Origin of the sequence: Variovorax paradoxus NBRC 15149 (assembly GCF_001591365.1) — a bacterium.
In the GTDB taxonomy this organism is placed as follows: domain Bacteria; phylum Pseudomonadota; class Gammaproteobacteria; order Burkholderiales; family Burkholderiaceae_C; genus Variovorax; species Variovorax paradoxus.
Genome location: NZ_BCUT01000001.1, coordinates 873,975 through 896,023, shown reverse-complemented (window position 1 = coordinate 896,023; position 22,049 = coordinate 873,975). Strand labels below are relative to the sequence as shown.

Here is a 22,049-nt window from a genome sequence, read left to right as displayed (position 1 = left end):
GGCGGCCGCCACCTCAGGGTGCGTCGACGATCTCGATCCAGTTCGGGTTCTTGCCCGCGGTGATGCGCGAGGGCTTGCCCAGCGCACCGGTCGCGGAATCGATGGGGTACAGCGAAATGCCGTGCGACTCCTGCCCGGCGGCAATCAGGTAGCGGCCGCTCGAATCGATCGCGAAGCCGCGCGGCCCTTTCTCGGTCGGCGTCTGGCCGAGCGGCTGCAGCTGGCCGCTCGCCGCGTCCACCTTGAACGCCGAGAGCGTGCTCGAGGTGCGCTCGGAGGCGTACAGGTAGCGCCCGTCGGGCGTCAGGTGCAGGTCGGCCGCCCAGGGCTTGCCCGTGAAGCCCGGCGGCAGCGTGGTGGTGCTCTGCTCCAGCTTGAGCGCGCCGCGCGCCGCGTCCCAGGCGTACACGTGCAGGGACGCGTCGAGCTCGTTCAGCAGGTAGACGTGCCGCTGCGCCTTGTCCCAGACGAAGTGGCGCGGTCCCGACTTGGCGGTGCTCATGGTCAGCGGCGGATCATTGGCCGCGAGCAGCCCCTTGTCCGCATCGAAGCGCCAGCTCGACACGTTGTCGCCGCCCAGGCTGGTGGCGAGCACGAAGCGGTTGTTCGCATCGGCGTGGACCGCGTGCGCGTTCGGGCCCGTCTGCACCAGCTGCTGGATCGGCCCCACCGCGCCGTCCTTGCCGATGGCGTTGACCGAGATCTTTCCGCCCTGGTAGGAGGCCGCGAAGAGCCACTTGCCGCTCGCGTCGAGGTCGATGTTGGCCATGCTGTCGGCCAGCGGCGCCTCGCCGAGCTTCTGCAGCTTGCCGGTGGCCGCGTCGATCGACATGCTGACCACGCGGAACGGCTGCGAGCGCAGCGCGGCGTAGAGCACGCGCTTGTCAGGGCTCACGGCCATTGGCATGACCGTGCCGCCGACGTTGAGCGTCTGCACCGGCTTGAGCACGCCTTCGGCGCGATCCAGCTCGAGCACGGAGATCTCCTGGCTGTCGGCGTTGGACACGTAGACCCAGGTGGCGGCCCAGGCCTGGCCCATGGCGGCCACGGACAGCAGCGCGACCGCGCCCTGGAGCGCGCGAAGGATGGGAGTGCGGCGGTTCATGGCTTGATGTTCAGTTTGGCGATCAGCGCCTTGAAGTAGGCGTTGTCCTTGGCCAGGGTTTCCTTGAACACCGCGCCGTCCGTGTAGACGTAGCCGAGGTTCTGCCGGTCCATCACCTCGTGCATGAGCGGCTCGGCGGCCGTCTTGGCCGTGATCTCGCGCAGCTTGGCCATCACTTCGGGCGGCGTGTTCTTGGGGGCGCCGAGGCCGCGCCAGGTGCCGATCGACAGGTCGATGCCGCGCTCCTTGGCGGTGGGCACCTTGTCGAAGCCCTTCACGCGCTTGTCGGCCATGACCATCAGCACCTTGAGCTTGCCGGACTGCACATGCGTCGTGACCTCGGCCGGGCTCACCGCCACGGCCTCGATGTGCCCGCCCAGCAGCGCCAGCACCGCGGGCGCCGCACCCTGGAACGGGATGTGGCCGAACCTGGCGCCGGTCTTGTCCTCGAGCGCCGCGGCGGCCAGGTGCCAGATCGAACCGTTGCCCGAATTGCCGACGCGCACGCTCTCGGGCGACTTCTTCGCCGCCGCGAGGAATTCCTCGATCGTGTTCCACGGCGCATCGGCCTTGACGGTGATGGCGGCCGGGTCGGCATTGAGCTGCGCGATCGGCTGGAAGTCGTCGTAGTTGAACTTGGCCAGGCCCAGGTGCGGCAGCGTCAGCAGTTCCACCGTGAGCACCGCGAGCTTGTAGCCGTCGGGCCGGGCGTTGATCACCTCGGTCCAGCCGATGGCGCCGCCCGCGCCCGGACGGTTGACGATCACGATGCTCTGCGAAATGTGCTTGCGGCTGGCCTCGGAGAAGGCGCGCGCCAGGCCGTCGGTGCCGCCGCCCGGCTGGTAGGGCACCAGCAGCTCGATCGTGCGGTTCGGAAAGTCGCCGGCCTGCGCCGCGGCAGTCGCGGCGAACCCGAGCGACAGGGCGGCCGCAGCCGAAAGGGTGGCGAGGCCGCCAAGGAATCTGCTTCTCTTCATGAGGTGTTGTCTCCGTTATTGATCTGATTCCGGTGTCTCGAAAAAGCGCGCCTGCCGCGTCAGGGCATGTACTGCCCGCCGTTCACTTCGATCACCTGGCCCGTCACGTAGCCCGAGAGCTGCTCCGAAGCCAGGTAGAGGAAGGCGCCCACGCATTCGTCGGGCGAGCCGATGCGGCCCATGGGAATGGCGGTGCGGAACGATTCGAGCATGGCGGGCGTCGAGAAGCGGTCCTGGAACGGCGTCTGGATGACACCCGGTGCCACGGCGTTCACGCGGATCCTGTCGCCGACGAGTTCCCGGGCGAGCCCGTGCGTGGCCGTGCTCACGAAGCCCTTGGAGCCCGCATACAGGTAGGCGCCCGGCCCGCCGCCGGTGCGCGCCGCGACCGAGGTCACGTTGATGATGTTGCCGCCGCCGTGCGTGCGCATCAGCGGCACCGCCTCGCGCGCAAACGCGAGCACCGAGCGTGCGTTGATGTGCATCACCTCGTCGAACAGCGCATCGTCGAACTCGGCGATGGGCACGCGCTTGACCAGGCTGCCGGCATTGTTCACCAGCACGTCGATGCGGCCGAGGCGCGATGCCGCCTGCTTGACGCACTCGCGGATCGCGCCCGTGTCGCGCACGTCGGCCTGCAGCGTGAAGGCGTCGCCGCCGGCCTGGCGGATGGTCTCGACGACTTGGTTGGCGGCGTCGGCCGAGCTGTTGTAGTGCACCGCCACGCGCATGCCGCGCGCCGCGAACGCAATGGCCACGGCAGCGCCGATGCCGGTGCTGGCGCCGGTGACGAGTGCGGTCTTGCCCTTGAGGTCTTCCATGGTGTTTCCTTTCGAAGTCAGGTCACGGGGGCCGGGTTGAACAGCACAAGCGCGTTGTGCAGCTTCCACTGTTCGGCCCAGGTCTTCTTGCGGCCGCTGGCCACGTCGAGCATCAGGCGGAACATCTCCCAGCCGATGTCCTCGATGGTGGCGTCGCCGTCGGCGATGCGGCCCGCGTTCACGTCCATCAGGTCGTGCCAGCGGCGCGCCAGGTCGCTGCGCGTGGCCACCTTGATCACCGGCACCTCGGCCAGGCCGTAGGGCGTGCCGCGGCCGGTGGTGAACACATGCAGGTTCATGCCGGCGGCCAGCTGCAGCGTGCCGCAGATGAAGTCGCTGGCGGGCGTGGCGGCGTAGAGCAGGCCCTTTTGCTTCGCTTTCTCGCCCGGCGCAACCACGCCCGAGATCGGCGCGCTGCCGCTCTTGACGATCGAGCCCATCGCCTTTTCGACGATGTTCGAGAGCCCGCCCTTCTTGTTGCCGGGCGTGGTGTTGGCGCTGCGGTCGACGCGGCCGCGGTCCAGGTAGGCGTCGTACCAGGCCATCTCGCGGATCATGGCCTCGGCCACCTCGGGCGTGGTGGCGCGCGAGGTGAGCTGGTCGATGCCGTCGCGCACCTCGGTCACTTCCGAGAACATCACGGTGGCGCCGGCGCGCACCAGCAGGTCGGTGCAAAAGCCCACGGCCGGGTTGGCCGTGACGCCCGAGAAGGCATCGCTGCCGCCGCACTGCACGCCCACCACCAGCTCGCTCGCGGGCACGGTCTCGCGCCGGCGGGCGTTGAGCCGCTCCAGGTGCTCTTCGGCCTGCCGCATGATCGAATCGATCATCGACATGAACCCGACGTGCGCGTCATCCTGCAGGCACACCACGTCGAGCTTGGCGTTGGCCGTTTCGCCGACGTCGGCCACGTTGCGCTCGTCCACCAGCGCGATGCTGCCAGGCGGCAGCAGGCGCTCGGGCTGCAGCTTCTCGCAGCCCAGGCTGATGACCATCACCTCGCCGCCGAAGTTCGGGTTGAGGCTGATGTTGCGCAGCGTGCGGATCGGGATGACGGCGTCGGGCGCATCGATGGCCACGCCGCAGCCGTAGCTGTGCGAGAGGCCCACCACGTCGTCGACGTTGGGGTACTTGGGCAGCAGCTCGGCCTTGATGCGCTGCACGGCAAAGTCGACCACGCCCGCCACGCACTGCACGGTCTGCGTGATGGCGAGGATGTTGCGCGTGCCCACCGAGCCGTCGAGGTTGCGGTAGCCCTCGAAGGTGTAGCCCTCGAGCGGCGGCTGCGCGGGCGGACGCACGGTGGCGATCGGCAGGCCTTCGAGCTCGCGCGCGGCGGGCATCTGCAGCAGGCGTTCGTGCACCCAGCTGCCGGCCGGGATCGGCTTCAGGGCATAGCCGATCGGCACGTTGTAGCGCCGCACCACGCCGCCTTCGGGAATGTCCTCGAGCGCCACCTTGTGCGCCTGGGGCACCTTGTCGACCAGCACCAGGCCGGACGCGAGCACGGTGCCGGCGGGCAGGCCGCCGTCGTTGGCCACGATGGCGACGTTGTCCGCCGCGTGCATGCGGATGAAGTGCGGTGCTCGGGTGTTCGGATCGGTCATCGCGGAACCTCTGTCTTGCTTTGTGCTGCCGTTACTTCACGACCATGAACATGCTCGGCAGCCAGGTCGAGAAGGCCGGCACGAAGGTGACCACCGCGAGCGCGAAGATCAGCGCACCGTAGAACGGCCAGATGGTCTTCATCACCGTGCCCACCGATACGCCGCCAATCGCACAGCCCACGAACTGCGTGGTGCCCACCGGCGGCGTGTTCAGGCCGAGCGCGCAGTTGATCAGCATCACGATGCCGAACTGCACCGAGCTCATGCCGTAGTGCTGTGCAATGGGCAGGAAGATCGGCGTGCACAGCAGGATCGTTGCCGCCATGTCGAGGAAGGTGCCCAGCACGAACAGGATGATGTTGATGAGCAGGAAGATCACCCACGGCGTGCTCGTGATCTGCGACAGCATCTGGCCCGTGAGTTCGGCCACGCCGTACAGGCTGATCAGGTAGCCGAAGGTGCTGGAGATGCCGATCAGCAGCAGGATCACGCCGGTGGTGCGCACCGCCTTCGAGGCTGCCTTGACGAAGTGCTCCCACTTCAGCGTGCGGTAGACGAAGATGGTGAGCGCCAGCGCATAGAGCACCGCCACGGCCGCCGACTCGGTCGCCGTGAAGACGCCCGACAGGATGCCCCCGAGGATCAGCACCACGATGAACAGGCCCGGCAGCGCCGCCGCAAACGAGCGCGCCACGATGGCCCAGCCCGGAAAGCTGCCGGCCGGGTAGCCGCGCTTCACCGCCACCAGGTAGGCGGCCGCGAGGTTGCTGAGCGTGAGCACCGCCGCCGGCAGCAGCGCCGCCAGGATCAGCGCCGCGATCGACACCTTGCCGCCCGCCGCGAGCGAATAGATGATCAGGTTGTGGCTGGTCGGCATCAGCGCGCCGACCAGGGCCGCGTGGGTCGTCACGTTGACCGCGTAGTCGGCGTGGTAGCCCTCCTTCTTCATCATCGGGATCATCACGGCGCCCATGGCCGAGACGTCCGCCACGGGCGAGCCCGAGACGCCGCCGAACAGCGTGCAGGCCACCACGTTCGACATGCCGAGGCCGCCGCGCACGTGGCCCACGACGTTGCGTGCGAAGTTGACGATGCGGTCCGCAATGCCGCCGTAGAGCATCAGTTCGCCGGCAAAGATGAAGAACGGAATCGCAAGGAACGAGAAGATGCCCATGCCGGAGGTCATCTGCTGGAAGCCGACTTCCAGCGGAAGGCCTTCATACAGCAGCGTGGACAGGGCCGAGAGGCCGATCGAGAAAGCGACCGGCACGCCCAGCAGCAGGAAGAGCGTGAACGAGAGGCAAAGAATGAGCAGAGGAATCGTCATGATGCGGTTCAGGCCCAGGCGGGTTCGACTTCGCGGCCTTGGGCGAGCGCGATGATGTGTTCGATGGAGAACATCACGATGAGAACGCCGGCCACGGAGGCGGGCACGTATTTCCAGCCCTCGGAGATCCAGAGCGTGGGCAGCCGGTAGTCCCACACCGATTCGGCGAGGGAGGCGCAATTCCAGGCCATGGCCAGGCCGAACACGAGGATCAGTGCGTGGATCAGGTATTCCATCTTCAGCCGCAGCCAGTCGGGCGCGAGCACGAGGAAGGATTCGAGGCCGATGTGGCCCGCGTCGCGCACGCCGACGGCGACGCCGAACATCGTGACGTAGAGCACCAGCAGCAGCGCCAGGCTTTCAGCCCAGGTGGGGGTGTTGTTGAGCACGTAGCGGCCGAACACCTGCCAGCTCACGGCGCAGATCACCGCGACGAGCCCGAGGATGCCCAACCACATGCAGGCACGGGCGAGGGTGCGGCAAAGTTTGGTGTACATGTAAGTTCTTCTTTGTCTTTCTCCCTCCCCTTCCGGGGGAGGGCAGGGGTGGGGGCAAGCGGCGCATCCATCTGGGCGCCGTCGTGCCCCCATCCCAACCTTCCCCCGGAAGGGGAAGGAGCCAATTCAACAATCCGGCTTGCCTACTTCGTGTCCTGCACGCGCTTGACCAGGTCCTTGAGCTTCGCGTCCGTGATGAACTTGTCATACACCGGCTTCATCGCGGCCTGGAACGGGGCCTTGTCGACTTCGATGATCTCGGCGCCGCCGGCCTTCACCGTGGCGAGCGACTTGATCTCGCGCTCTTCCCACTGCTTGCGCATGTAGGGCACCGATTCCTTGGCGGCCTGGCGGATCCAGCCCTGCTCCTCGGCCGAGAGCTTGTCCCACGCGCGCTTGGAGAACAGCAGCATCTCGGGTGCCATCGAATGCTCGGTCTTGCTGTAGTACTTGGCCACTTCGAAGGCGCGGGCGCTTTCGTAGGTCGGGTAGTTGTTTTCGGCGGCGTCGATCAGGCCGGTCTTCAGGCCCGTGTAGACCTCGCCCATGGGCATCGGCGTGGCGTTGGCGCCCATGGCCTCGAGCATCGACACCCACAGGTCGGACTGCTGCACGCGCACCTTCAGGCCCTTCATGTCGGCAAAGCTGCGCACCGGCTTCTTGGCCGTGAACATCGAGCGCGCGCCGCTGTCGTAGTAGGCGAGGCCGACGAAGCCCTGCTTCTCGCACGACTTCAGGATCTCTTCGCCGATCGGGCCGTCGAGCACCTTGTGCAGGTGGTCCACCGAGCGGAACAGGAAGGGCATGGTCGGCACCTGCGTCTCGGCGCAGATGTTGTTCATCGGGGCGATGTTCACGCGCACCATCTGCAGCGCGCCGATCTTGGTCTGCTCGATGGTGTCCTTCTCGCTGCCGAGCGAACTGTTGTTGAACACCTTGATGCTGTGCTTGCCGCCGGAGAGCGCCTTGAGCCGCTCGCCCATGAACTTGACCGCGGTCACGGTCGGGTAGTCGTCGGGATGGATGTCTGCCGAGCGGAACTCGGTGGCGCTGGCAGCCAGTGTGGTGAGCGCGGCTGCGGCGCCGACGGCAAGTGCGATCAGGGTCTTGTGGAGCTTCATTGTCTCGTCCTCTGCGTGGTGGTTGTCGTGAAAAAAGAAAGAAAGAAGGAAAAGGGTCAGCCGCCGAACGCCGGCTCGGGAACGCCCGCCACGCCGGGCCGCAGCGCGAACACGCCGCCGGCCAGGGGCTGGTCCGACAGGTCGACGCCGCCGGGCCGGATCGAGGTGACGAAGAGCGTGTCGAGCGCCGGGCCGCCGAAGGCGCACATCGCGGGCTTCTTCACCGGCACTTCGAGCGAGCGGTCGAGCCGGCCCTGGGGTGTGAAGCGGTGCACCAGGCCCGCGTCGTTGCCGCAGATCCAGTAGCAGCCGTCGGCGTCCATGGCCGCGCCGTCGGGGCGGCCGGGCAGCGGCTTCATGTCGGCGAACAGGCGGCGGTTGTGCGGCGTGCCGGTGTCGGTGTCGTAGTCGAAGGACCAGATGGCCTGCACCGCGGGATGCGAATCCGAGAGGTACATCGTGCGGCCGTCGGGACTGAAGGCAAGCCCGTTGGGCACGATGAAGTCGTCCAGCCGCATGGCGGCGCCGGCACTGCCCTTGGCGTAGCTGTAGAGCCGGCCGACGCGCGCGCCGGCGGCCATGTCCTGCAGCATCGTGCCGGCCCAGAAGCGGCCCTGGCGGTCGCAGCGGCCGTCGTTGAAGCGCATCGCGGGCACGGCATGCGCCACGGGTGCGAGCGCGGTGGCGGCCAGCGTGCCGCCGGCCTGCGGCGCGAGCGAGAAGAGGCCGCTTTCCATGCCGGCGATCCAGGCGCCGGGCGCATCGGCGCGCGGCGCGATGCAGGCGATCATTTCGTCCGCATGCCACTGCGCATGGCCTTCGCTCGCATGCCAGCGGTTCAGCGTGCGCGCCGGAATGTCGACCCAGTAGAGTGCCTGCTCCGCGGCATGCCACACCGGGCTTTCGCCGGTGCCGTTGCGCGCATCGAGGACGAGCTCAGCCTGCATCGCCGAACGGTCCCTGTGCCGTGAAGGCGCCGCCCTGGTAGATGGCGTTGGGATCGGTCGGCGCCACGGGCGGCTGCGCCTCGACCTTGTCGCGGAACACCTCGGAGCTGTCCTGCGGCACGAAGCCCAGGTGGGCGGCGGCGCTGTTGTCCCACCAGACGTCGCGGTTGTCGGACATGCCGTAGACCACCGTGTGCTTCACGCCGGGCGTGAAGAGCGACTTTTCGAGCAGCGTGGTCAGGTCGCGGTAGCTGAGCCAGGTGCTCATCATCCGGCGGTTGAGCGGCTCGGGAAAGGACGAGCCGATGCGGATGCTCACCGTCTCGATGCCCCAGCGGTCGAAATAGAACTGCGCCATGTCCTCGCCGAAGGACTTCGACAGGCCGTAGTAGCCGTCGGGCCGGCGCGGGGCGTGGGCGTCGATATGCTCGCTCTGCTTGTAGAAGCCGATCACGTGGTTGGAGCTTGCGAACACCACGCGCTTCACGCCGTGGCGGCGCGCGGCTTCGTAGACGTTGAAGACGCCCTTGATGTTGGCTTCGAGGATTTCCTCGAACGGCCGCTCGACCGAAACGCCGCCCAGGTGCACGATGGCGCTGCAGCCCTCGACCAGTGCGTGGACCGCGGCCTTGTCCGAAAGATCGCAGGGCACGACTTCTTCGTGCGCGCCCTCGGAAGGGGAGAGGGCGGCAATGTCGGAAAGGCGCAAGATCCGGGCGTAGGGGCGCAGGCGTTCGCGCAGGACCTTGCCCAGTCCGCCGGCGGCGCCGGTCAGCAGAATCCGGTGGAGCGGGGTGTGGGGGGCTTGATGGGACGTCGACATTTTTGCTGGCCTGAGAAGTTATCTGTTGTCGTACAACTAATGCGGGATTATTATCGTGACCATGGTCCAGACGACTGCGGGTAATCCCTCAATTTCCGACGCGGCGACAGAAGTTGCCGCCGGCACGCCCTTCGTGGGGCGGCCGCGTCCGCGCGCACGCGGGCTCGCCCACGGGCTGGTCGAGGACCTGGGCGAAAAGATCCGCAGCCAGCAGCTGCGCCCGGGCGACAAGCTGCCGACCGAGTCAGCCATCATGCAATCCTTCGGCGTCAGCCGCACCGTGGTGCGCGAGGCGCTGTCCAAGCTGCAGGCCGCGGGGCTGGTGGAAACGCACCACGGCGTGGGCACCTTCGTGCTGCAGCCGCGCGCGGCCGGCATGTTCCGGCTCGATTCCGCCGACATCGCCACCTCGGTGGACGTGCTGGCGGTGCTCGAGCTGCGCATCAGCCTCGAGACCGAATCCGCCGGGCTGGCCGCCACGCGCCGCACCGAGGAGCAGCTGCTCGCGATGCGCCAGGCGCTCGACGATTTCGAGCGCAACGTGGCGGTGGCGGGGGACACCGTGGCGCCCGATTTCCGCTTCCACCTGCAGATCGCCCAGGCTACCGGCAACCCGTACTTCGCGGACATCATGAGCCACCTGGGCACCACGATCATCCCGCGCACGCGCATCACCGCCATCCGCAACTACGACCGGCGCGGCGAGTACCTGAGCCGCGTGAACCGCGAGCACGAAGAGATCTACGCGGCCATCGCGCGCCGCGATCCCGAATCGGCCCGCGCGGCCATGCGCATCCACCTGACCAACAGCCGCGAGCGGCTGCGCGTGGCGCAGGAAGCGGCCCAGCAGGCCGCGGCCAAGACGCCGCCAGCGGCTCCCTGAGAAGAAATTTCGGGCAGAGGCTGGACAAGCGTCATTCCTAGTTGTACGATGACTGACAACACAACCCAGCAGGAGACTCAGAATGAGCTTGAAACGACGTGATCTGATGCTAGGCGCCCTGGGCGGCGGGGTGCTCGCCGCCGGTGGCGTGCATGCCGCGGACAACTGGCCGTCCAGGCCGGTGCGCATCGTGGTGCCGTACCCGCCGGGCGGTTCGTCCGACATCATTGCCCGCTCCATCAGCCAGCCGCTGTCGGAAGCGCTGGGCCAGCCGGTCATCGTCGACAACAAGCCGGGCGCCAACGGCAACCTCGGCGCCGATTTCGTCGCCAAGTCCAAGCCCGATGGCTACACGCTGCTGCTGTGCGACGTCGGCGCGCTCGCCATCAGCCCCTCGGTCTACACGCGGCTGCCTTTCGATCCTTCCAAGGACCTGCGCGGCGTAACCATGCTGGCCTATTCGCCGCACCTCTTGGTGGTGCATCCCTCGGTCCAGGCCAACAACCTGAAGGAACTGATCGCGCTGTCGAAGAAGTCGGAAATCAACTTCGCCGTCACCGCCACCGGCAGTGCGCCGCACCTGGCCGGCGTGGCGCTGGAGCGTGCGAGCGGCGCACGCTGGCAGTACGTGCCCTACAAGGGCGGCGTGCAGGCGGTGCAGGACACGGTCGCCGGCCAGACGCAGATCCTGATGAACGGCATGCTCGCCACGCTGCCGCATGTGCAGAGCGGCAAGCTCAAGGTGCTCGGCGTGTCGAAAGCGACGCGCATGCCGCTGATCGGCGAAGTGCCCACCATCGCGGAGCAGGGCGTGGCCGGCTTCGAGTCGGGCACCTGGCAGGGCGTGCGCGTGGCCAGGGGCACGCCCGACGCCATCGTGCAGCGCCTCAACAAGGAACTGATCACCGTCATCCGCACGGCCGACATCCGCTCGCGCCTCGCGGGGCAGGGCGCCGAGGTCGTGACCATGGCGCCGGCCGAGGAAGAGCAGTTCTTCGGCAAGGAGCGCGCGCGCTGGGCCAAGGTCGTTGCCGACGCCGGCATCAAGCTGGACTGAGCGCCCTCAGCATCCATTTTTCAACTCACTCATTGGTGTCTCGATGAACCCTCAAGAACTCAAATCCATCATGGGCTCCGGCCTGCTCTCGTTCCCGTTGACCGACTTCGACGCGAACGGGGACTTCAACAAGAAGGGCTACGAGAAGCGTCTCGAATGGCTCGCTCCCTACGGCGCGAGCGCGCTGTTCGCGGCCGGCGGCACCGGTGAGTTCTTCTCGCTGACCGGCGACGAATACCCCGGCATCATCCAGACCGCGGTCGACACCTGCCGCGGCGTGGTGCCGATCATCGCGGGCGCCGGCGGCCCCACGCGCTTTGCGATCCAGTGCGCGCAGGCGGCCGAGAAGGCCGGCGCACACGGCATCCTGCTGCTGCCGCACTACCTGACCGAAGCCGGCCAGGAAGGCCTGGCCGCGCACGTGGAAGCCGTGTGCAAGAGCGTGAAGTTCGGCGTGATCGTCTACAACCGCGCCACCAGCCGCCTCAAGCCCGAGACGCTGGCCGCGCTGGCCGAGCGCAACCCGAACCTCGTGGGCTTCAAGGACGGCGTGGGCGACATCGAAGCCATGGTCGCCATCTACCAGAAGATGGGCGACCGCTTCGCCTACCTGGGCGGCCTGCCCACGGCCGAGGTCTATGCCGCGGCCTACAAGGCGCTGGGCACGCCGGTGTATTCGTCGGCCGTCTTCAACTTCATCCCGAAGACCGCGATGGATTTCTACAAGGCCGTTGCCGCCGACGACCTGCCGACGCAGCACCGCCTGCTCAAGAACTTCTTCATGCCGTATCTCGATCTGCGCAACCGCGTGCCCGGCTATGCGGTGAGCATCGTCAAGGCCGGTGCCAAGATCGTCGGCCACGACGCCGGCCCGGTGCGCACGCCGCTCACGGACCTCCAGCCCGCCGAGATGGAACAGCTCAAGGCGCTGATCGACGCGCTCGGCCCGCAGTAAGCGGCCGGGCCGGGAACGACGACAACAAACAACAACGGAGACAACGCATGTCCATCATCAAGAAGTTCTTCCTCATTGCCGCATCGGCCGTCATGTTTTCGGGCTGTGCCATGGCGCCCGCGGGCGGCGGTGCTTCGGCCGAGCCGGCCGTGGCCGCGGCCGCCGAGCGGCTGCGCCTTGCAATGATCGATCCCACGCCGGCCGCCCTTGGCGCACTGGTGGCCGACGACCTGAGCTACGGCCATTCGAGCGGCAAGGTCGACACCAAGGCCAGCTTCATCGGCGACCTGGTGGCCGGCAAGTCGGACTTCGTGAGCATCACGATCACCGACCAGACCATCAAGGTGGCGGGCGACGTTGCGATCGTGCGCCACACGCTCGCGGCCGACACCAACGATTCGGGCAAGCCCGGCAAGGTGGCGCTCAAGATCCTCGGCATCTGGCAAAAACAGGGCGGCGAGTGGAAGATGCTGGCCCGCCAGGCCGTTCGGATCTAGCAGCACTTTTCTTCCAGGGCTCGCGCAAAAAATGACACTTCCAGACTCCGCTTCTCCCATCTCCGGCGCACCCGTGGTCACCGCCATGCGCGTGGTGCCCGTCGCGGGCCACGACAGCATGCTCATGAACCTGAGCGGCGCGCACGGCCCGTTCTTCACGCGCAACCTGCTGATCCTGACCGACAGCGCGGGCCACACCGGTGTCGGCGAAGTGCCGGGCGGCGAGAAGATCCGCCAGACGCTCGAAGATGCGCGCGGCCTCATCGTGGGCCAGCCCCTGGGCAAACACCACGCAGTGCTCAACAGCATGCGCAGTGCCTTCGCCAACCGCGACAGCGGCGGCCGCGGCCAGCAGACCTTCGACCTGCGCGTGACCATCCATGCGGTCACCGCCGTCGAGGCGGCCTTGCTCGACCTGCTGGGCCAGCACCTCGAAGTGCCGGTGGCCGCACTGCTCGGCGAAGGCCAGCAGCGCGATGCCGTGCAGATGCTCGGCTACCTGTTCTACGTGGGCGACCGCACCAGGACCGACCTGCCCTACGAGAGCGACCCCGGCGGCGCCGACGACTGGTTTCGCCTGCGCCACGAAGAAGCCATGACGCCCGAAGCCATCGTGCGCCTGGCCGAGGCCACGCACGCGCGCTACGGCTTCACCGACTTCAAGCTCAAGGGCGGCGTGCTGCGCGGCGAGGAAGAAGTCGAGGCCATCCGCGCGCTGCACGAGCGCTTTCCCAAGGCGCGCGTCACGCTCGACCCCAACGGCGGCTGGCTGTTGGCCGATGCGATCCGCCTGTGCCGCGACCTGCATGGCGTCATGGCCTATGCCGAGGACCCCTGCGGCGCCGAAGGCGTGTTCTCGGGCCGCGAGGTGATGGCCGAGTTCCGCCGCGCCACGGGCCTGCCGACCGCCACCAACATGGTCGCCACCGACTGGCGCGAGATGGTGCACAGCCTCTCGCTGCAGTCGGTCGACATTCCGCTGGCCGATCCGCACTTCTGGACGATGCAGGGCTCGGTGCGCGTGGCGCAGCTGTGCCAGGCCTGGGGCCTGACCTGGGGCTCGCATTCGAACAACCACTTCGATGTGTCGCTGGCCATGTTCACGCACGTGGCCGCGGCCGCGCCGGGCAAGGTGACGGCCATCGACACGCACTGGATCTGGCAGGACGGCCAGCGCCTGACCAAGGCCCCGCTGCAGATCGAGGGCGGCTACGTGAAGGTGCCCACGCGCGGCGGCCTGGGCGTGGAGCTCGACATGGACGAAGTCGAGAAGGCGCACCAGCTGTACCTGAAGCATGGCCTGGGCGCGCGCAACGATGCGCAGGCGATGCAATACCTGATCCCGGGGTGGACTTTCGACAATAAAAAGCCCTGCATGGTGCGCTGAAGGTTTAGTCTCCCGTTTCCATTTCCGCAGCCGGACACGCAGTGCTCCGGCTTCTTTCTTTCCATCGAGCAGCACAAGGAATCCTCATGCAAAACTTCGACAACCTGATCGGCGGCGAATGGCGTGCCGGCGCAAGCTACAGCCCCAACCTCAACCCCAGCAACCTGTCCGACGTGCTGGGCCACTACGCGCAGGGCACGGCTGCCGATGTCGAGGCCGCCGTGGCCGCCGCCACCGCCGCCTTCCCGGCCTGGGCCACCGGCAGCATCCAGGCGCGCTCCGATGCGCTGGACAAGATCGGCACCGAGATCCTCGCGCGCAAGGAAGAGCTCGGCACCCTGCTCGCCCGTGAAGAAGGCAAGACGAAGGCCGAAGGCATCGGCGAAGCCACCCGCGCCGGCCAGATCTTCAAGTTCTTCGCCGGCGAATGCCTGCGCCTCGCAGGCGAAGTGCTGCCCTCGGTGCGCCCCAACATCGGCGTGGAGATCACGCGCGAGCCGGTCGGCGTGGTCGGCCTGATCACGCCCTGGAACTTCCCCATTGCCATCCCGGCCTGGAAGATCGCGCCCGCACTGGCCTTCGGCAACTGCGTGGTCCTGAAGCCCGCCGACCTCGTGCCCGGCTGCGCCTGGGCGCTGTCCGAGATCATCAGCCGCTCGGGCATTCCGGCGGGCGTGTTCAACCTGGTGATGGGCCGCGGCAGCGTGATCGGCAACGCGCTGGTCAGCCACCCCGGCATCCATGCCATCAGCTTCACCGGCTCGGTCGGCGTGGGCCGCAACATCGCGGTGCAGTGCGTGACCAACCACAAGAAGGTGCAGCTCGAGATGGGCGGCAAGAACCCGCAGGTGATCCTGGACGACGCCGACCTGGCCCAGGCCGTGGAGCTCAGCGTGCAAAGCGCCTTCTACTCGACCGGCCAGCGCTGCACGGCCTCCAGCCGCCTGATCGTGACCGAAGGCATCTACTCCAAGTTCATCGAGGCGATGAAGGCGCGCATGGCCAAGATCAAGGTCGGCGATGCGCTGGCGCAGGGCACCGACGTGGGCCCGGTCTCCTCGAAGTCGCAGCTGGACCAGGACATGGAATACATCGCCATCGGCAAGGGCGAGGGCGCCACGCTGGCGGCCGGCGGGGAACTGCTGAAGCTGGAGACCGACGGCTACTACATGTCGCCGGCGCTGTTCAGCGAATCGGCGGCCGCGATGCGCATCAACAAGGAAGAGATCTTCGGCCCGGTGGCGAGCGTGATCCGGGTGAAGAACTACGAAGAGGCGCTGGCCACGGCCAACGACACCGAGTTTGGCCTGTCGGCCGGCATTGCCACCACCAGCCTGAAGTACGCCACGCACTTCAAGCGCCACAGCCAGGCCGGCATGGTGATGGTGAACCTGCCCACGGCGGGCGTGGACTACCACGTGCCGTTCGGCGGGCGCAAGGGCTCGAGCTACGGCCCGCGCGAGCAGGGCAAGTATGCGCAGGAGTTCTTCACCACGGTGAAGACGGCGTACACGCTGGCTTGATGCCACCCCCGCGCCGGGCGCCGCACGCGCCCGGCGCTGGCCGTCCACTTTGTCCGCCCTACAGCCGATGGCCGCCGCGCGCCATCGAGCGGCGCAGGCCCAGTGCAAGCAGCACGCCCATTGCGCCCGCCAGGGCGACGATGGCGGCGGCCGCCGGCCAGCCCAGCGAATCCACTGCACCGCCCACGATCACGGGGCCGATCATCTGGCCGAGATTGCTGCCCAGCATGAGCAAGCCCATCGACATCGGGACCAGCCGCGTGCTCGGTGCCACGATGGGAGAGGTGCCGATCAGCGTTGCGGGAAGCAGGCCGCCCGCGCCCGAAAAAACCAGGCACAGCACAAAGGCCGGCACTGCGCCGAGCACCGGCAGGAAGATGCCGATGGACGCGATGCCCATCGCCGCACTGGCCAGTGCCGCGAGCAGCCAGCGCGCGATGCCGCGCTGGAGCAGCATGCCGGCCGCAAGATTGCCCGCCACGTTGACGCAGCAGGCCGCGGCGCTCAGCTGTCCGGCGGTGGCCGTGCCCACGCCCATGCGCTCGATCAGCAGCACCGGCAGAAAACTGAAGAGCGCGAAGAACTGCAGGCTGTAGATCACGAACGAAGCGGCGATCAGCGCCGGCGCGCTGGCCTTTGCCGTGGCGGCCGCGTCGCGGGCCATGCTGCGCCACGAAACCGGCGCTTCGCGGGTATTTGCACTCGCGCCGCGCGAAACGCCCGCCAGCACCAGCACCGCGATCAAGCCCGCAAGCGCGGCATTGCCCAGCCACAAGCCGCGCCAGCTGCCCGGCAGCGAGCCGCTGAAGAGCGCGATGGCAATCCCGGCGGGCATGAAGCAGCTCCAGATCGCGAAGGCAAGGTCCTTGCCGCCGGGCGCGACCATGCGCTGCAGCACCGAAGGGCCGGCAATGGTGATCAGCACGAAACCCAGGCCTTCGACGACGCGGCCGATCAGCAGCATTGCGATGCCCTGTGCCCATGCGCCGACCATGCTGCCGATGGCAATGGCCAGCAGGCCGGCCACCAGCAGGCGCCTGTCGCCCGCGCGCGCGACCCACGCGCCGACCGGCACCGCGCCAACCACGCCCAGCAGCGAGAACGTTGCCATGAGCCAGCCGACCATCGTGAGGTCGAGCCCGAAGTCCGTGCGCAACTGCGGCACGGCAATGGCGACCTTGCCGACCTGGAGGGACGCCACGACCCCGGCGGCCACGACCAGCGCCACGCCGAGCCAGTGCGTTGAAGAAGGTGAGAGCGGCGCAGCGGCGGGTGGCGATGTGGCGCCGCGCATTTCGATTCGGTTCTGCATGCCGCCACTTTGCAGCGGGCACCCGATCAATGAAAGCGAATAATATCGGCCAACTCAATCGATTGGACAGATCATGCTGGACATCCTCACGCTGAGCCAGATGCAGATGTTCGTTGCCGTGGCGGATGCCGGCAGCTTCCGTGCCGGCGCGGCCCGGCTGCACCGGGTGCAGTCGGCCGTGAGCCATGCCATTGCCAATCTCGAGGAACAGCTCCAGGTGCGGCTCTTCGACCGTTCCGGCCACAAGCCGGTGCTCACGCCCACGGGCAAGGCACTGCTGGGCGACGTGCGGGTGATCCTGTCGAAGGTCGAGGCGCTGCGCTCGCGCGCGCAGGGGCTCGAACAGGGCATCGAGCTCGGGCTGGCAGTTGCGGTGGACACGCTCTTTCCGCCGAACCTCCTGGCCAGCGCGCTGCGTGGCATGCATGCGGTCTACCCGAGCATTGCCATCCGCGTGGAATACAGCTCGATGGGCGGCACCGTCGATGCCTTGAATTCGGGCCGATGCGATCTCGCCATTGCGGCCTTCGGCCATGCCGACGAAAAAATCAGCCGCGAATTCCTCATGCAGCTTCATACCGTGGCCGTTGCCGCGCCGTCGCATGCGCTGGCGGTCCATGCGGGCCGGCGCGGTGCGGGGGGCCTGGATGCCGCCGCGGCGGAGCACGTGCAGATCGTGGTGGAAGATCCGAGCACGCTCAGCCAGGGCTACGACATCGATGTGCTCTCGCCCTCGACCTGGCGCGTGACCGACATGTACATCAAGCTCGCGCTGCTGCGCGCGGGCCTGGGATGGGGAAAGATGCCGTCGTGGCTGGTGGCCGGCGACCTGGCCGCCGGAACGCTGGTGCAGTTGCCGGTGAGCCGCATCGGCCCCGGCGGTGGAACCAGCCAGCAGTGCCATTTCTGCCACCGCGGCGACAAGACGCTGGGAGCGGGCGCTACGCTGCTGCGCGAATGCCTCATGGGAGAAGCGAAGGCGGCGGCGCCCGGCGCCGGCGGCGCATCAGCATCTCCACGAGCTCGAAGATCCCCTCGCTCAGCAACGCCAGCGCCGCGGCCGGCAGCGCGCCGGCCAGCAGCAGCTCGCGGTCGTTGAGCGCCAGCCCCGTGACGATGCGCTCGCCGAATCCGCCTGCGCCGATGAAGGCCGCGATGGTCGCGGTGCCAATGGCAATGGCGGTGGCCGTTCGCACGCCCGCCAGCAGCGTGGGCAGTGCCAGCGGCAGCAGCACCAGCCGCAGGCTCTGCGGCGGCGTCATGCCCAGCGCGGTGCCGGCCAGGCGCAGGCCGTTCGGCACTTCGGCCAGGCCCGTCACGGTGTTGCGCATGATCGGCAGCAGCGAATAGAGCGTGAGCGCGATCAGCGCGGGCAGCGCGCCGATCGCACCGAGCATGGAAATCAGCACGGCCAGCAGCGCGAGCGAAGGCACGGTCTGCAGCAGGCTCGCGAAGCCGAGCACCAGCGCGCGCAGCCGCACATGCGGAAACACCAGGATCGCGAGCGGCACGCCGATCAGGATCGCCACGCCCACCGATACGGCGACCAGCACCAGGTGCTGCCGCGCGAGCTGCCAGAGATCGGGGCCGAACAGCTTGGCGCTGAAGCCGCGCCGGGGCTCCTGGGTCTTTGCGCCCTGGCCTGCGCCGGCCAGGAAGTCGCGCGCAATGGTGTCGAAGGGCACGCTCTGGAGTTCGGCGCGCGCATTCATCGCGATCATCGCGTGTTCGTCGATGCGGCCTTCGAGCGTTTTCAGCGCGGCCCAGGCCTGGGGCAGCCGCGTGGGCAGGTCGAGCCTGTAGAGCACCACGGCGTCGTAGCGCGGAAAGTATTTCCTGTCGTCTTCGAGCACGCGCAGGCCGAGATGCTCGATCTTGGCGTCGGTGGTGTAGATGTCGATCGCGTCGATCTGCTTCGCGGCCACGGCTTCGTAGGCCAGGCCATGGTCGAGGCCGGTGGGCGCCTGGGTGAAGCCGTAGCGCGCGGCCAGGCCCTTCCAGCCGTCGGCGCGGCCGAGGAATTCGTTCGACAGGCCGAGCTTGAGTTCGGGATGCTTTGCAAGATCGCTCAGCGTACGCAGCCCGAGCCGCTCGGCATCGGCCGCCCGCACGGCCAGTGCATAGCCGTCGTTGAAGCCCAGCGGAATCGCCACGCCCAGGCCCATGGGCGCCAGCGCCGCGTTCATGGCCTCGCGCGTTTCGGCTGGCGAACCCTTGAGAATTTCGAGCGCGATGGTGCCGGTGTATTCGGCATAGAGATCGATGGCACCCGAACGCAGCGCCTCGTACACGATGGCCGTGTTGCCGAGGCCCTGGCGCACCACCGGCGGCGATGCGGTGTGGGGCGCCGCGGTCTGCGCGAGCAGTTCGGCCAGGATGTACGACTCGGTGAAGCGCTTGGAACCGACGCGCAGCGTGCCCTCGCCGGGCTGCGCCGATGCAGCGGCACCGAGCCAGGCCATGGCAAGGAACAACAAGGCGGCGCGCAGCATGCGGTGATGGGGCAGTGGCATCGCAGGCCAGTGTATAGACATCGAACCGCTCGGCGTACCCGCCAATCTCCTACAAACCCTGGTGCGGGCTACCGATGCTTCGTAGATGCAGCCGCGCCCATAGTGGCCGCCATGAAGAAGAAAACCCATCTCCTGCCCGGCCCCGACGTTCACGGCCTGCGCGAACTCCCGGGCCTTCGGGTCGAGGGCTACAGCCTGCAGTTGCGCGACAAGGACGGCTTCGTGGGCGACCAGGCCAGCCAGACGGCCTTCAGGGAACTGCTCGAGCGCTGGCGCAAGCGCCGCCGCAAGACGGGCACCGATCCATTGGGCAGGGAACACTCGCGCGACCTCAGCAAGAAGCAGCTCGACCGCGTGCTGCTGAAGACCTCGGCGGCCGGCGACCTGATGCACGGCGCCATCGAGGAGTTCGCCGAGGAACTGGCCCTCGTGATCCAGCGCTTCACGCGCCAGCCCTCATGGAAGAAGGTGGAGCGCATCGTGGTGGGCGGCGGCTTCACCGAAAGCGACGTGGGCGAGCGCGCCATCCTGCAGACCGCCGCCATCCTCGAGGAGCTGGGCGTTCACGTCCAGCTCGGGCGCCTGTCGCACGAGGTCGACGACGGCGGCCTGATCGGCTGGGTGCACCTGGCACCGCCGGCCATGCTCAAGAAGCACGACGCCATCCTGGCGGTGGACATCGGCGGCACCAACGTGCGCTGCGGCATCGTGAAGACGCGCCGGCGCAAGGCACGCGACCTGTCGCTTGCCAAGGTGGTGCGGCGGGAGAAATGGCGGCATGCGGACGACGACCCGAACCGCACCGGCATGGTCGAGCGCATCGCGGCCATGCTCGAGGACATGGTGCGCTACTGCGAGCGCAAGCACATCCGCCTGGCGCCCTTCATCGGCATTGCCTGCCCCGGGCTGATCCGCAAGGACGGTTCGATCGAGCGCGGCACGCAGAACCTGCCGGGCGATTGGGAAAGCCGCGCGTTCCACCTGCCGAGCGCGCTGTGGCGGCGCATGCCGATGATCGGCTCCGGCCCCACGCTGATCCTGATGCACAACGACGCGGTGGTGCAGGGGCTGAGCGAACTGCCCTTCATGCGCGACGTGACCCACTGGGGCGTGCTGACGATCGGCACCGGGCTCGGCAATGCGAGCTTCACCAACACCTTCTAGCCTGGAGTGCCGGGCGCCGCGGGAATGCCGCCGCCGAGCGCCTTGTAGACCGCCACCATGCCCACCGCCATGCGGCTCGTGCTCTGCACCTGGTCGCGCCGCGCCTGCAGCAGTGCGCGGCGCGCGTCGAGTTCGACGCCGAAATCCGTGAGTCCGTTCGCATAGCGCGCGTGTGCGAGCGTGAGTGCATCGCGGCTGCTGCGCTCGCGCTCGGCCAGCTCGGCATGGCGCTGGCGCTCGGCGGCGTAGGCGCTGAGCGCCGAATCGATCTCGTGCCATGCCTTGAGCACGGCCTGCTGGAAGGCCACCGCGGCTTCCTGCTGCTGCAGCTCGCGCAGGTTCACCGTGCTGCGGCGCCGGTCGTTGTCGAAGATCGGCAGGCTGATGGAAGGACCGACGTGCCATTGGCGGCTGCCCCATTCGCCAAAACGCTCGCTGCCGGCCGATTCGTAGCCGAAGCCCGCACCGAGCGTGACGCGCGGATAGAGGTCGGCCACCGCCACGCCGATGCGCGCGGTGGCGGCATGCAGCTGGGCTTCGGCGGCGGCGATGTCGGGGCGCCGGCGCACCACGTCGCCGGGCAGGCCCAGCGCAAGCTCGGGCAGCGGCGGTGCCTGCAGCGCTTCGAGCGGGTTGCCCGCGCCATCGGAAGCTGGCGCGAGTTCGGCGTTCAGCGCGCCCGGCGCTGCGCCGGTCAGCAGCGTGATCTGGTTCATGGCCTGCGCCTCCTGCTGCAGCAGCATGGGGATGCGCGCCTTGAGTTCGGCCAGCTGCGTGCGCTGGCGCGTCGGGTCCAGGTCGGTGACCAGGCCGCCATCGGCACGCGCCTGCACCAGCTCGAGCGATTCGGCTGCGGCCGCGATGTCGGCGTTCGCCACGCGCAGTTCGCGCTGCGCGCCGCGCAGTTCGAAGTAGCTGCGCGCCACCTCGGCCTGCACGCTGAGCTGCGCCTGCTGCAGCAGCGCGGCCGATGCGCCGGCATCCGCATCGGCGGCCTCGATGCTGCGCCGCACGCGGCCCCAGAGGTCGATTTCCCAGGAGGCGTCGAAGCCGGCCTGGTAAAGGTTGTAGGGCTCGCTGAGCGTGCGGATCAGCTGGTCGCGGTTGGCGACCGACGAGCCCAGCGCATCGATCATCCGCGTGGCGGCGCCGCTCTCGCTCTGGCGCTGCCGGTTCACGCTGGCGCTGGCATTGAGCTGTGGCGCCTGCTGCGCCGCGGCCGCGGTGCGCTGCACGCGGCTTTGCGCGAAGTGCAGGGCCGCGGTCTGCAGGTCGTGGTTGGCGGCCAGGGCGCGGGCTTGCAACTGGTCGAGCAGCGGATCGCCGAAGGCCTTCCAGTCGCCGGATGCGGCGGCTGTGGGCGCGGCCTTGCGCTCGGCGCCGAGCAGCGCCGCCGAGCCGCCGTGCCATGCGGACCAGTCGGCCGGCGCCTGCGGCTGCGCGGGCCGGTGGTCGGGCCCCACGGCGCAGCCTGCAAGAAGGAGCGCGAGCGCGGAACAGGAGAAGAGGGTGCGCGATGCGGACATGGAGTGC

At 68.3% G+C, this 22,049-nt stretch carries 19 protein-coding genes and 1 pseudogene; 8 read left to right on the top strand and 12 right to left on the bottom strand.

Going from position 1 to position 22,049, the window contains the following annotated elements; genetic code table 11:
* Positions 1–13: 13 nt before the first annotated feature.
* The 9 genes from VPA02S_RS04220 to VPA02S_RS04180 all read right to left on the bottom strand — a co-directional run bounded on the left by VPA02S_RS04220 (position 14) and on the right by VPA02S_RS04180 (position 9,225).
* Positions 14–1,105, bottom strand: a complete 1,092-nt coding sequence (locus VPA02S_RS04220; protein ID WP_012746860.1) for a lactonase family protein — start codon at positions 1,103–1,105, stop codon at positions 14–16.
* Positions 1,102–2,082: a tripartite tricarboxylate transporter substrate binding protein gene (locus VPA02S_RS04215; protein WP_012746861.1), complete on the bottom strand. Its 981-nt coding sequence runs from the start codon at positions 2,080–2,082 to the stop codon at positions 1,102–1,104. Before VPA02S_RS04215 ends, VPA02S_RS04220 begins: the two co-directional genes overlap by 4 nt.
* Positions 2,083–2,141: 59 nt before the next feature.
* Positions 2,142–2,903, bottom strand: a complete 762-nt coding sequence (locus VPA02S_RS04210) for an SDR family NAD(P)-dependent oxidoreductase (RefSeq protein WP_012746862.1) — start codon at positions 2,901–2,903, stop codon at positions 2,142–2,144.
* A gap of 17 nt (positions 2,904–2,920) precedes the next feature.
* Positions 2,921–4,510, bottom strand: coding sequence for a galactarate dehydratase (garD, locus tag VPA02S_RS04205; RefSeq protein ID WP_012746863.1), 1,590 nt, complete (start codon positions 4,508–4,510; stop codon positions 2,921–2,923).
* Between the two features lie 31 nt (positions 4,511–4,541).
* The gene (locus tag VPA02S_RS04200; RefSeq protein WP_012746864.1) at positions 4,542–5,837 is read right to left on the bottom strand and encodes a TRAP transporter large permease; all 1,296 of its coding nucleotides are present in this window, start codon (positions 5,835–5,837) and stop codon (positions 4,542–4,544) included.
* Positions 5,838–5,845: 8 nt separating this feature from the next.
* Positions 5,846–6,334 carry a TRAP transporter small permease gene (locus tag VPA02S_RS04195; protein WP_012746865.1) on the bottom strand — a complete coding sequence of 163 codons (489 nt, stop codon included), beginning with the start codon at positions 6,332–6,334 and terminating at the stop codon, positions 5,846–5,848.
* A gap of 143 nt (positions 6,335–6,477) precedes the next feature.
* Positions 6,478–7,455 carry a TRAP transporter substrate-binding protein gene (locus VPA02S_RS04190; protein WP_012746866.1) on the bottom strand — a complete coding sequence of 326 codons (978 nt, stop codon included), beginning with the start codon at positions 7,453–7,455 and terminating at the stop codon, positions 6,478–6,480.
* A gap of 56 nt (positions 7,456–7,511) precedes the next feature.
* Positions 7,512–8,402 carry an SMP-30/gluconolactonase/LRE family protein gene (locus VPA02S_RS04185; protein ID WP_012746867.1) on the bottom strand — a complete coding sequence of 297 codons (891 nt, stop codon included), beginning with the start codon at positions 8,400–8,402 and terminating at the stop codon, positions 7,512–7,514.
* Positions 8,392–9,225, bottom strand: a complete 834-nt coding sequence (locus VPA02S_RS04180; protein WP_012746868.1) for an NAD-dependent epimerase/dehydratase family protein — start codon at positions 9,223–9,225, stop codon at positions 8,392–8,394. Before VPA02S_RS04180 ends, VPA02S_RS04185 begins: the two co-directional genes overlap by 11 nt.
* Before the next feature lie 61 nt (positions 9,226–9,286).
* On the opposite strand from VPA02S_RS04180, the gene VPA02S_RS04175 reads away from it, so the two are divergent.
* The 6 genes from VPA02S_RS04175 (at position 9,287) to VPA02S_RS04150 (ending at position 15,527) form a co-directional block, all read left to right on the top strand.
* Positions 9,287–10,108, top strand: coding sequence for a FadR/GntR family transcriptional regulator (locus tag VPA02S_RS04175; RefSeq protein ID WP_012746869.1), 822 nt, complete (start codon positions 9,287–9,289; stop codon positions 10,106–10,108).
* An 82-nt stretch (positions 10,109–10,190) separates the two neighbouring features.
* Positions 10,191–11,165: a Bug family tripartite tricarboxylate transporter substrate binding protein gene (locus VPA02S_RS04170; RefSeq protein ID WP_012746870.1), complete on the top strand. Its 975-nt coding sequence runs from the start codon at positions 10,191–10,193 to the stop codon at positions 11,163–11,165.
* A gap of 43 nt (positions 11,166–11,208) precedes the next feature.
* Entirely contained in the window at positions 11,209–12,120 is a 912-nt protein-coding gene (gene kdgD, locus VPA02S_RS04165; RefSeq protein ID WP_012746871.1) for a 5-dehydro-4-deoxyglucarate dehydratase, read from the top strand.
* Positions 12,121–12,167: 47 nt separating this feature from the next.
* Positions 12,168–12,617: a nuclear transport factor 2 family protein gene (locus tag VPA02S_RS04160; RefSeq protein WP_012746872.1), complete on the top strand. Its 450-nt coding sequence runs from the start codon at positions 12,168–12,170 to the stop codon at positions 12,615–12,617.
* Between the two features lie 31 nt (positions 12,618–12,648).
* On the top strand, positions 12,649–14,004 hold the full coding sequence (gene gudD / locus VPA02S_RS04155) for a glucarate dehydratase (protein ID WP_012746873.1): 1,356 nt from the start codon (positions 12,649–12,651) through the stop codon (positions 14,002–14,004).
* Positions 14,005–14,090: 86 nt separating this feature from the next.
* A complete protein-coding gene (locus VPA02S_RS04150) occupies positions 14,091–15,527 on the top strand; it encodes an aldehyde dehydrogenase family protein (RefSeq protein WP_012746874.1) in 1,437 nt (478 codons plus the stop codon).
* Between the two features lie 58 nt (positions 15,528–15,585).
* Here the strand turns inward: VPA02S_RS04150 and VPA02S_RS04145 are convergent, their stop codons facing one another.
* Positions 15,586–16,839, bottom strand: a complete 1,254-nt coding sequence (locus VPA02S_RS04145) for an MFS transporter (protein ID WP_012746875.1) — start codon at positions 16,837–16,839, stop codon at positions 15,586–15,588.
* A 73-nt stretch (positions 16,840–16,912) separates the two neighbouring features.
* Here VPA02S_RS04145 and VPA02S_RS31265 point away from each other — a divergent pair.
* Positions 16,913–17,746 (top strand): annotated as a pseudogene (locus VPA02S_RS31265) (LysR family transcriptional regulator); the annotation flags it as partial.
* 55 nt (positions 17,747–17,801) lie between these two features.
* Here VPA02S_RS31265 and VPA02S_RS04140 read toward each other — a convergent pair.
* Positions 17,802–19,331 (bottom strand): ABC transporter permease/substrate-binding protein, encoded by a 1,530-nt coding sequence (locus tag VPA02S_RS04140; protein WP_012746877.1) that lies wholly within the window; start codon positions 19,329–19,331, stop codon positions 17,802–17,804.
* A 132-nt stretch (positions 19,332–19,463) separates the two neighbouring features.
* On the opposite strand from VPA02S_RS04140, the gene VPA02S_RS04135 reads away from it, so the two are divergent.
* A complete protein-coding gene (locus VPA02S_RS04135; RefSeq protein WP_012746878.1) occupies positions 19,464–20,516 on the top strand; it encodes an ROK family protein in 1,053 nt (350 codons plus the stop codon).
* On the opposite strand, the gene VPA02S_RS04130 is transcribed toward VPA02S_RS04135, so the two are convergent.
* The gene (locus VPA02S_RS04130) at positions 20,513–22,042 is read right to left on the bottom strand and encodes an efflux transporter outer membrane subunit (RefSeq protein ID WP_012746879.1); all 1,530 of its coding nucleotides are present in this window, start codon (positions 22,040–22,042) and stop codon (positions 20,513–20,515) included. The two genes, VPA02S_RS04135 and VPA02S_RS04130, sit on opposite strands and share 4 nt — an antisense overlap.
* Between the last annotated feature and the right edge of the window lie 7 nt (positions 22,043–22,049).

Excerpts from the sequence above, each read along its gene's own strand:
- VPA02S_RS04220 (WP_012746860.1), bottom strand. The coding sequence starts at position 1,105 with ATGAACCGCCGCACTCCCATCCTTCGCGCGCTCCAGGGCGCGGTCGCG.
- VPA02S_RS04215 (WP_012746861.1), bottom strand. The coding sequence starts at position 2,082 with ATGAAGAGAAGCAGATTCCTTGGCGGCCTCGCCACCCTTTCGGCTGCG.
- VPA02S_RS04210 (WP_012746862.1), bottom strand. The coding sequence starts at position 2,903 with ATGGAAGACCTCAAGGGCAAGACCGCACTCGTCACCGGCGCCAGCACC.
- garD (WP_012746863.1), bottom strand. The coding sequence starts at position 4,510 with ATGACCGATCCGAACACCCGAGCACCGCACTTCATCCGCATGCACGCG.
- VPA02S_RS04200 (WP_012746864.1), bottom strand. The coding sequence starts at position 5,837 with ATGACGATTCCTCTGCTCATTCTTTGCCTCTCGTTCACGCTCTTCCTG.
- VPA02S_RS04195 (WP_012746865.1), bottom strand. The coding sequence starts at position 6,334 with ATGTACACCAAACTTTGCCGCACCCTCGCCCGTGCCTGCATGTGGTTG.
- VPA02S_RS04190 (WP_012746866.1), bottom strand. The coding sequence starts at position 7,455 with ATGAAGCTCCACAAGACCCTGATCGCACTTGCCGTCGGCGCCGCAGCC.
- VPA02S_RS04185 (WP_012746867.1), bottom strand. The coding sequence starts at position 8,402 with ATGCAGGCTGAGCTCGTCCTCGATGCGCGCAACGGCACCGGCGAAAGC.
- VPA02S_RS04180 (WP_012746868.1), bottom strand. The coding sequence starts at position 9,225 with ATGTCGACGTCCCATCAAGCCCCCCACACCCCGCTCCACCGGATTCTG.
- VPA02S_RS04175 (WP_012746869.1), top strand. The coding sequence starts at position 9,287 with ATGGTCCAGACGACTGCGGGTAATCCCTCAATTTCCGACGCGGCGACA.
- VPA02S_RS04170 (WP_012746870.1), top strand. The coding sequence starts at position 10,191 with ATGAGCTTGAAACGACGTGATCTGATGCTAGGCGCCCTGGGCGGCGGG.
- kdgD (WP_012746871.1), top strand. The coding sequence starts at position 11,209 with ATGAACCCTCAAGAACTCAAATCCATCATGGGCTCCGGCCTGCTCTCG.
- VPA02S_RS04160 (WP_012746872.1), top strand. The coding sequence starts at position 12,168 with ATGTCCATCATCAAGAAGTTCTTCCTCATTGCCGCATCGGCCGTCATG.
- gudD (WP_012746873.1), top strand. The coding sequence starts at position 12,649 with ATGACACTTCCAGACTCCGCTTCTCCCATCTCCGGCGCACCCGTGGTC.
- VPA02S_RS04150 (WP_012746874.1), top strand. The coding sequence starts at position 14,091 with ATGCAAAACTTCGACAACCTGATCGGCGGCGAATGGCGTGCCGGCGCA.
- VPA02S_RS04145 (WP_012746875.1), bottom strand. The coding sequence starts at position 16,839 with ATGCAGAACCGAATCGAAATGCGCGGCGCCACATCGCCACCCGCCGCT.
- VPA02S_RS04140 (WP_012746877.1), bottom strand. The coding sequence starts at position 19,331 with ATGCTGCGCGCCGCCTTGTTGTTCCTTGCCATGGCCTGGCTCGGTGCC.
- VPA02S_RS04135 (WP_012746878.1), top strand. The coding sequence starts at position 19,464 with ATGAAGAAGAAAACCCATCTCCTGCCCGGCCCCGACGTTCACGGCCTG.
- VPA02S_RS04130 (WP_012746879.1), bottom strand. The coding sequence starts at position 22,042 with ATGTCCGCATCGCGCACCCTCTTCTCCTGTTCCGCGCTCGCGCTCCTT.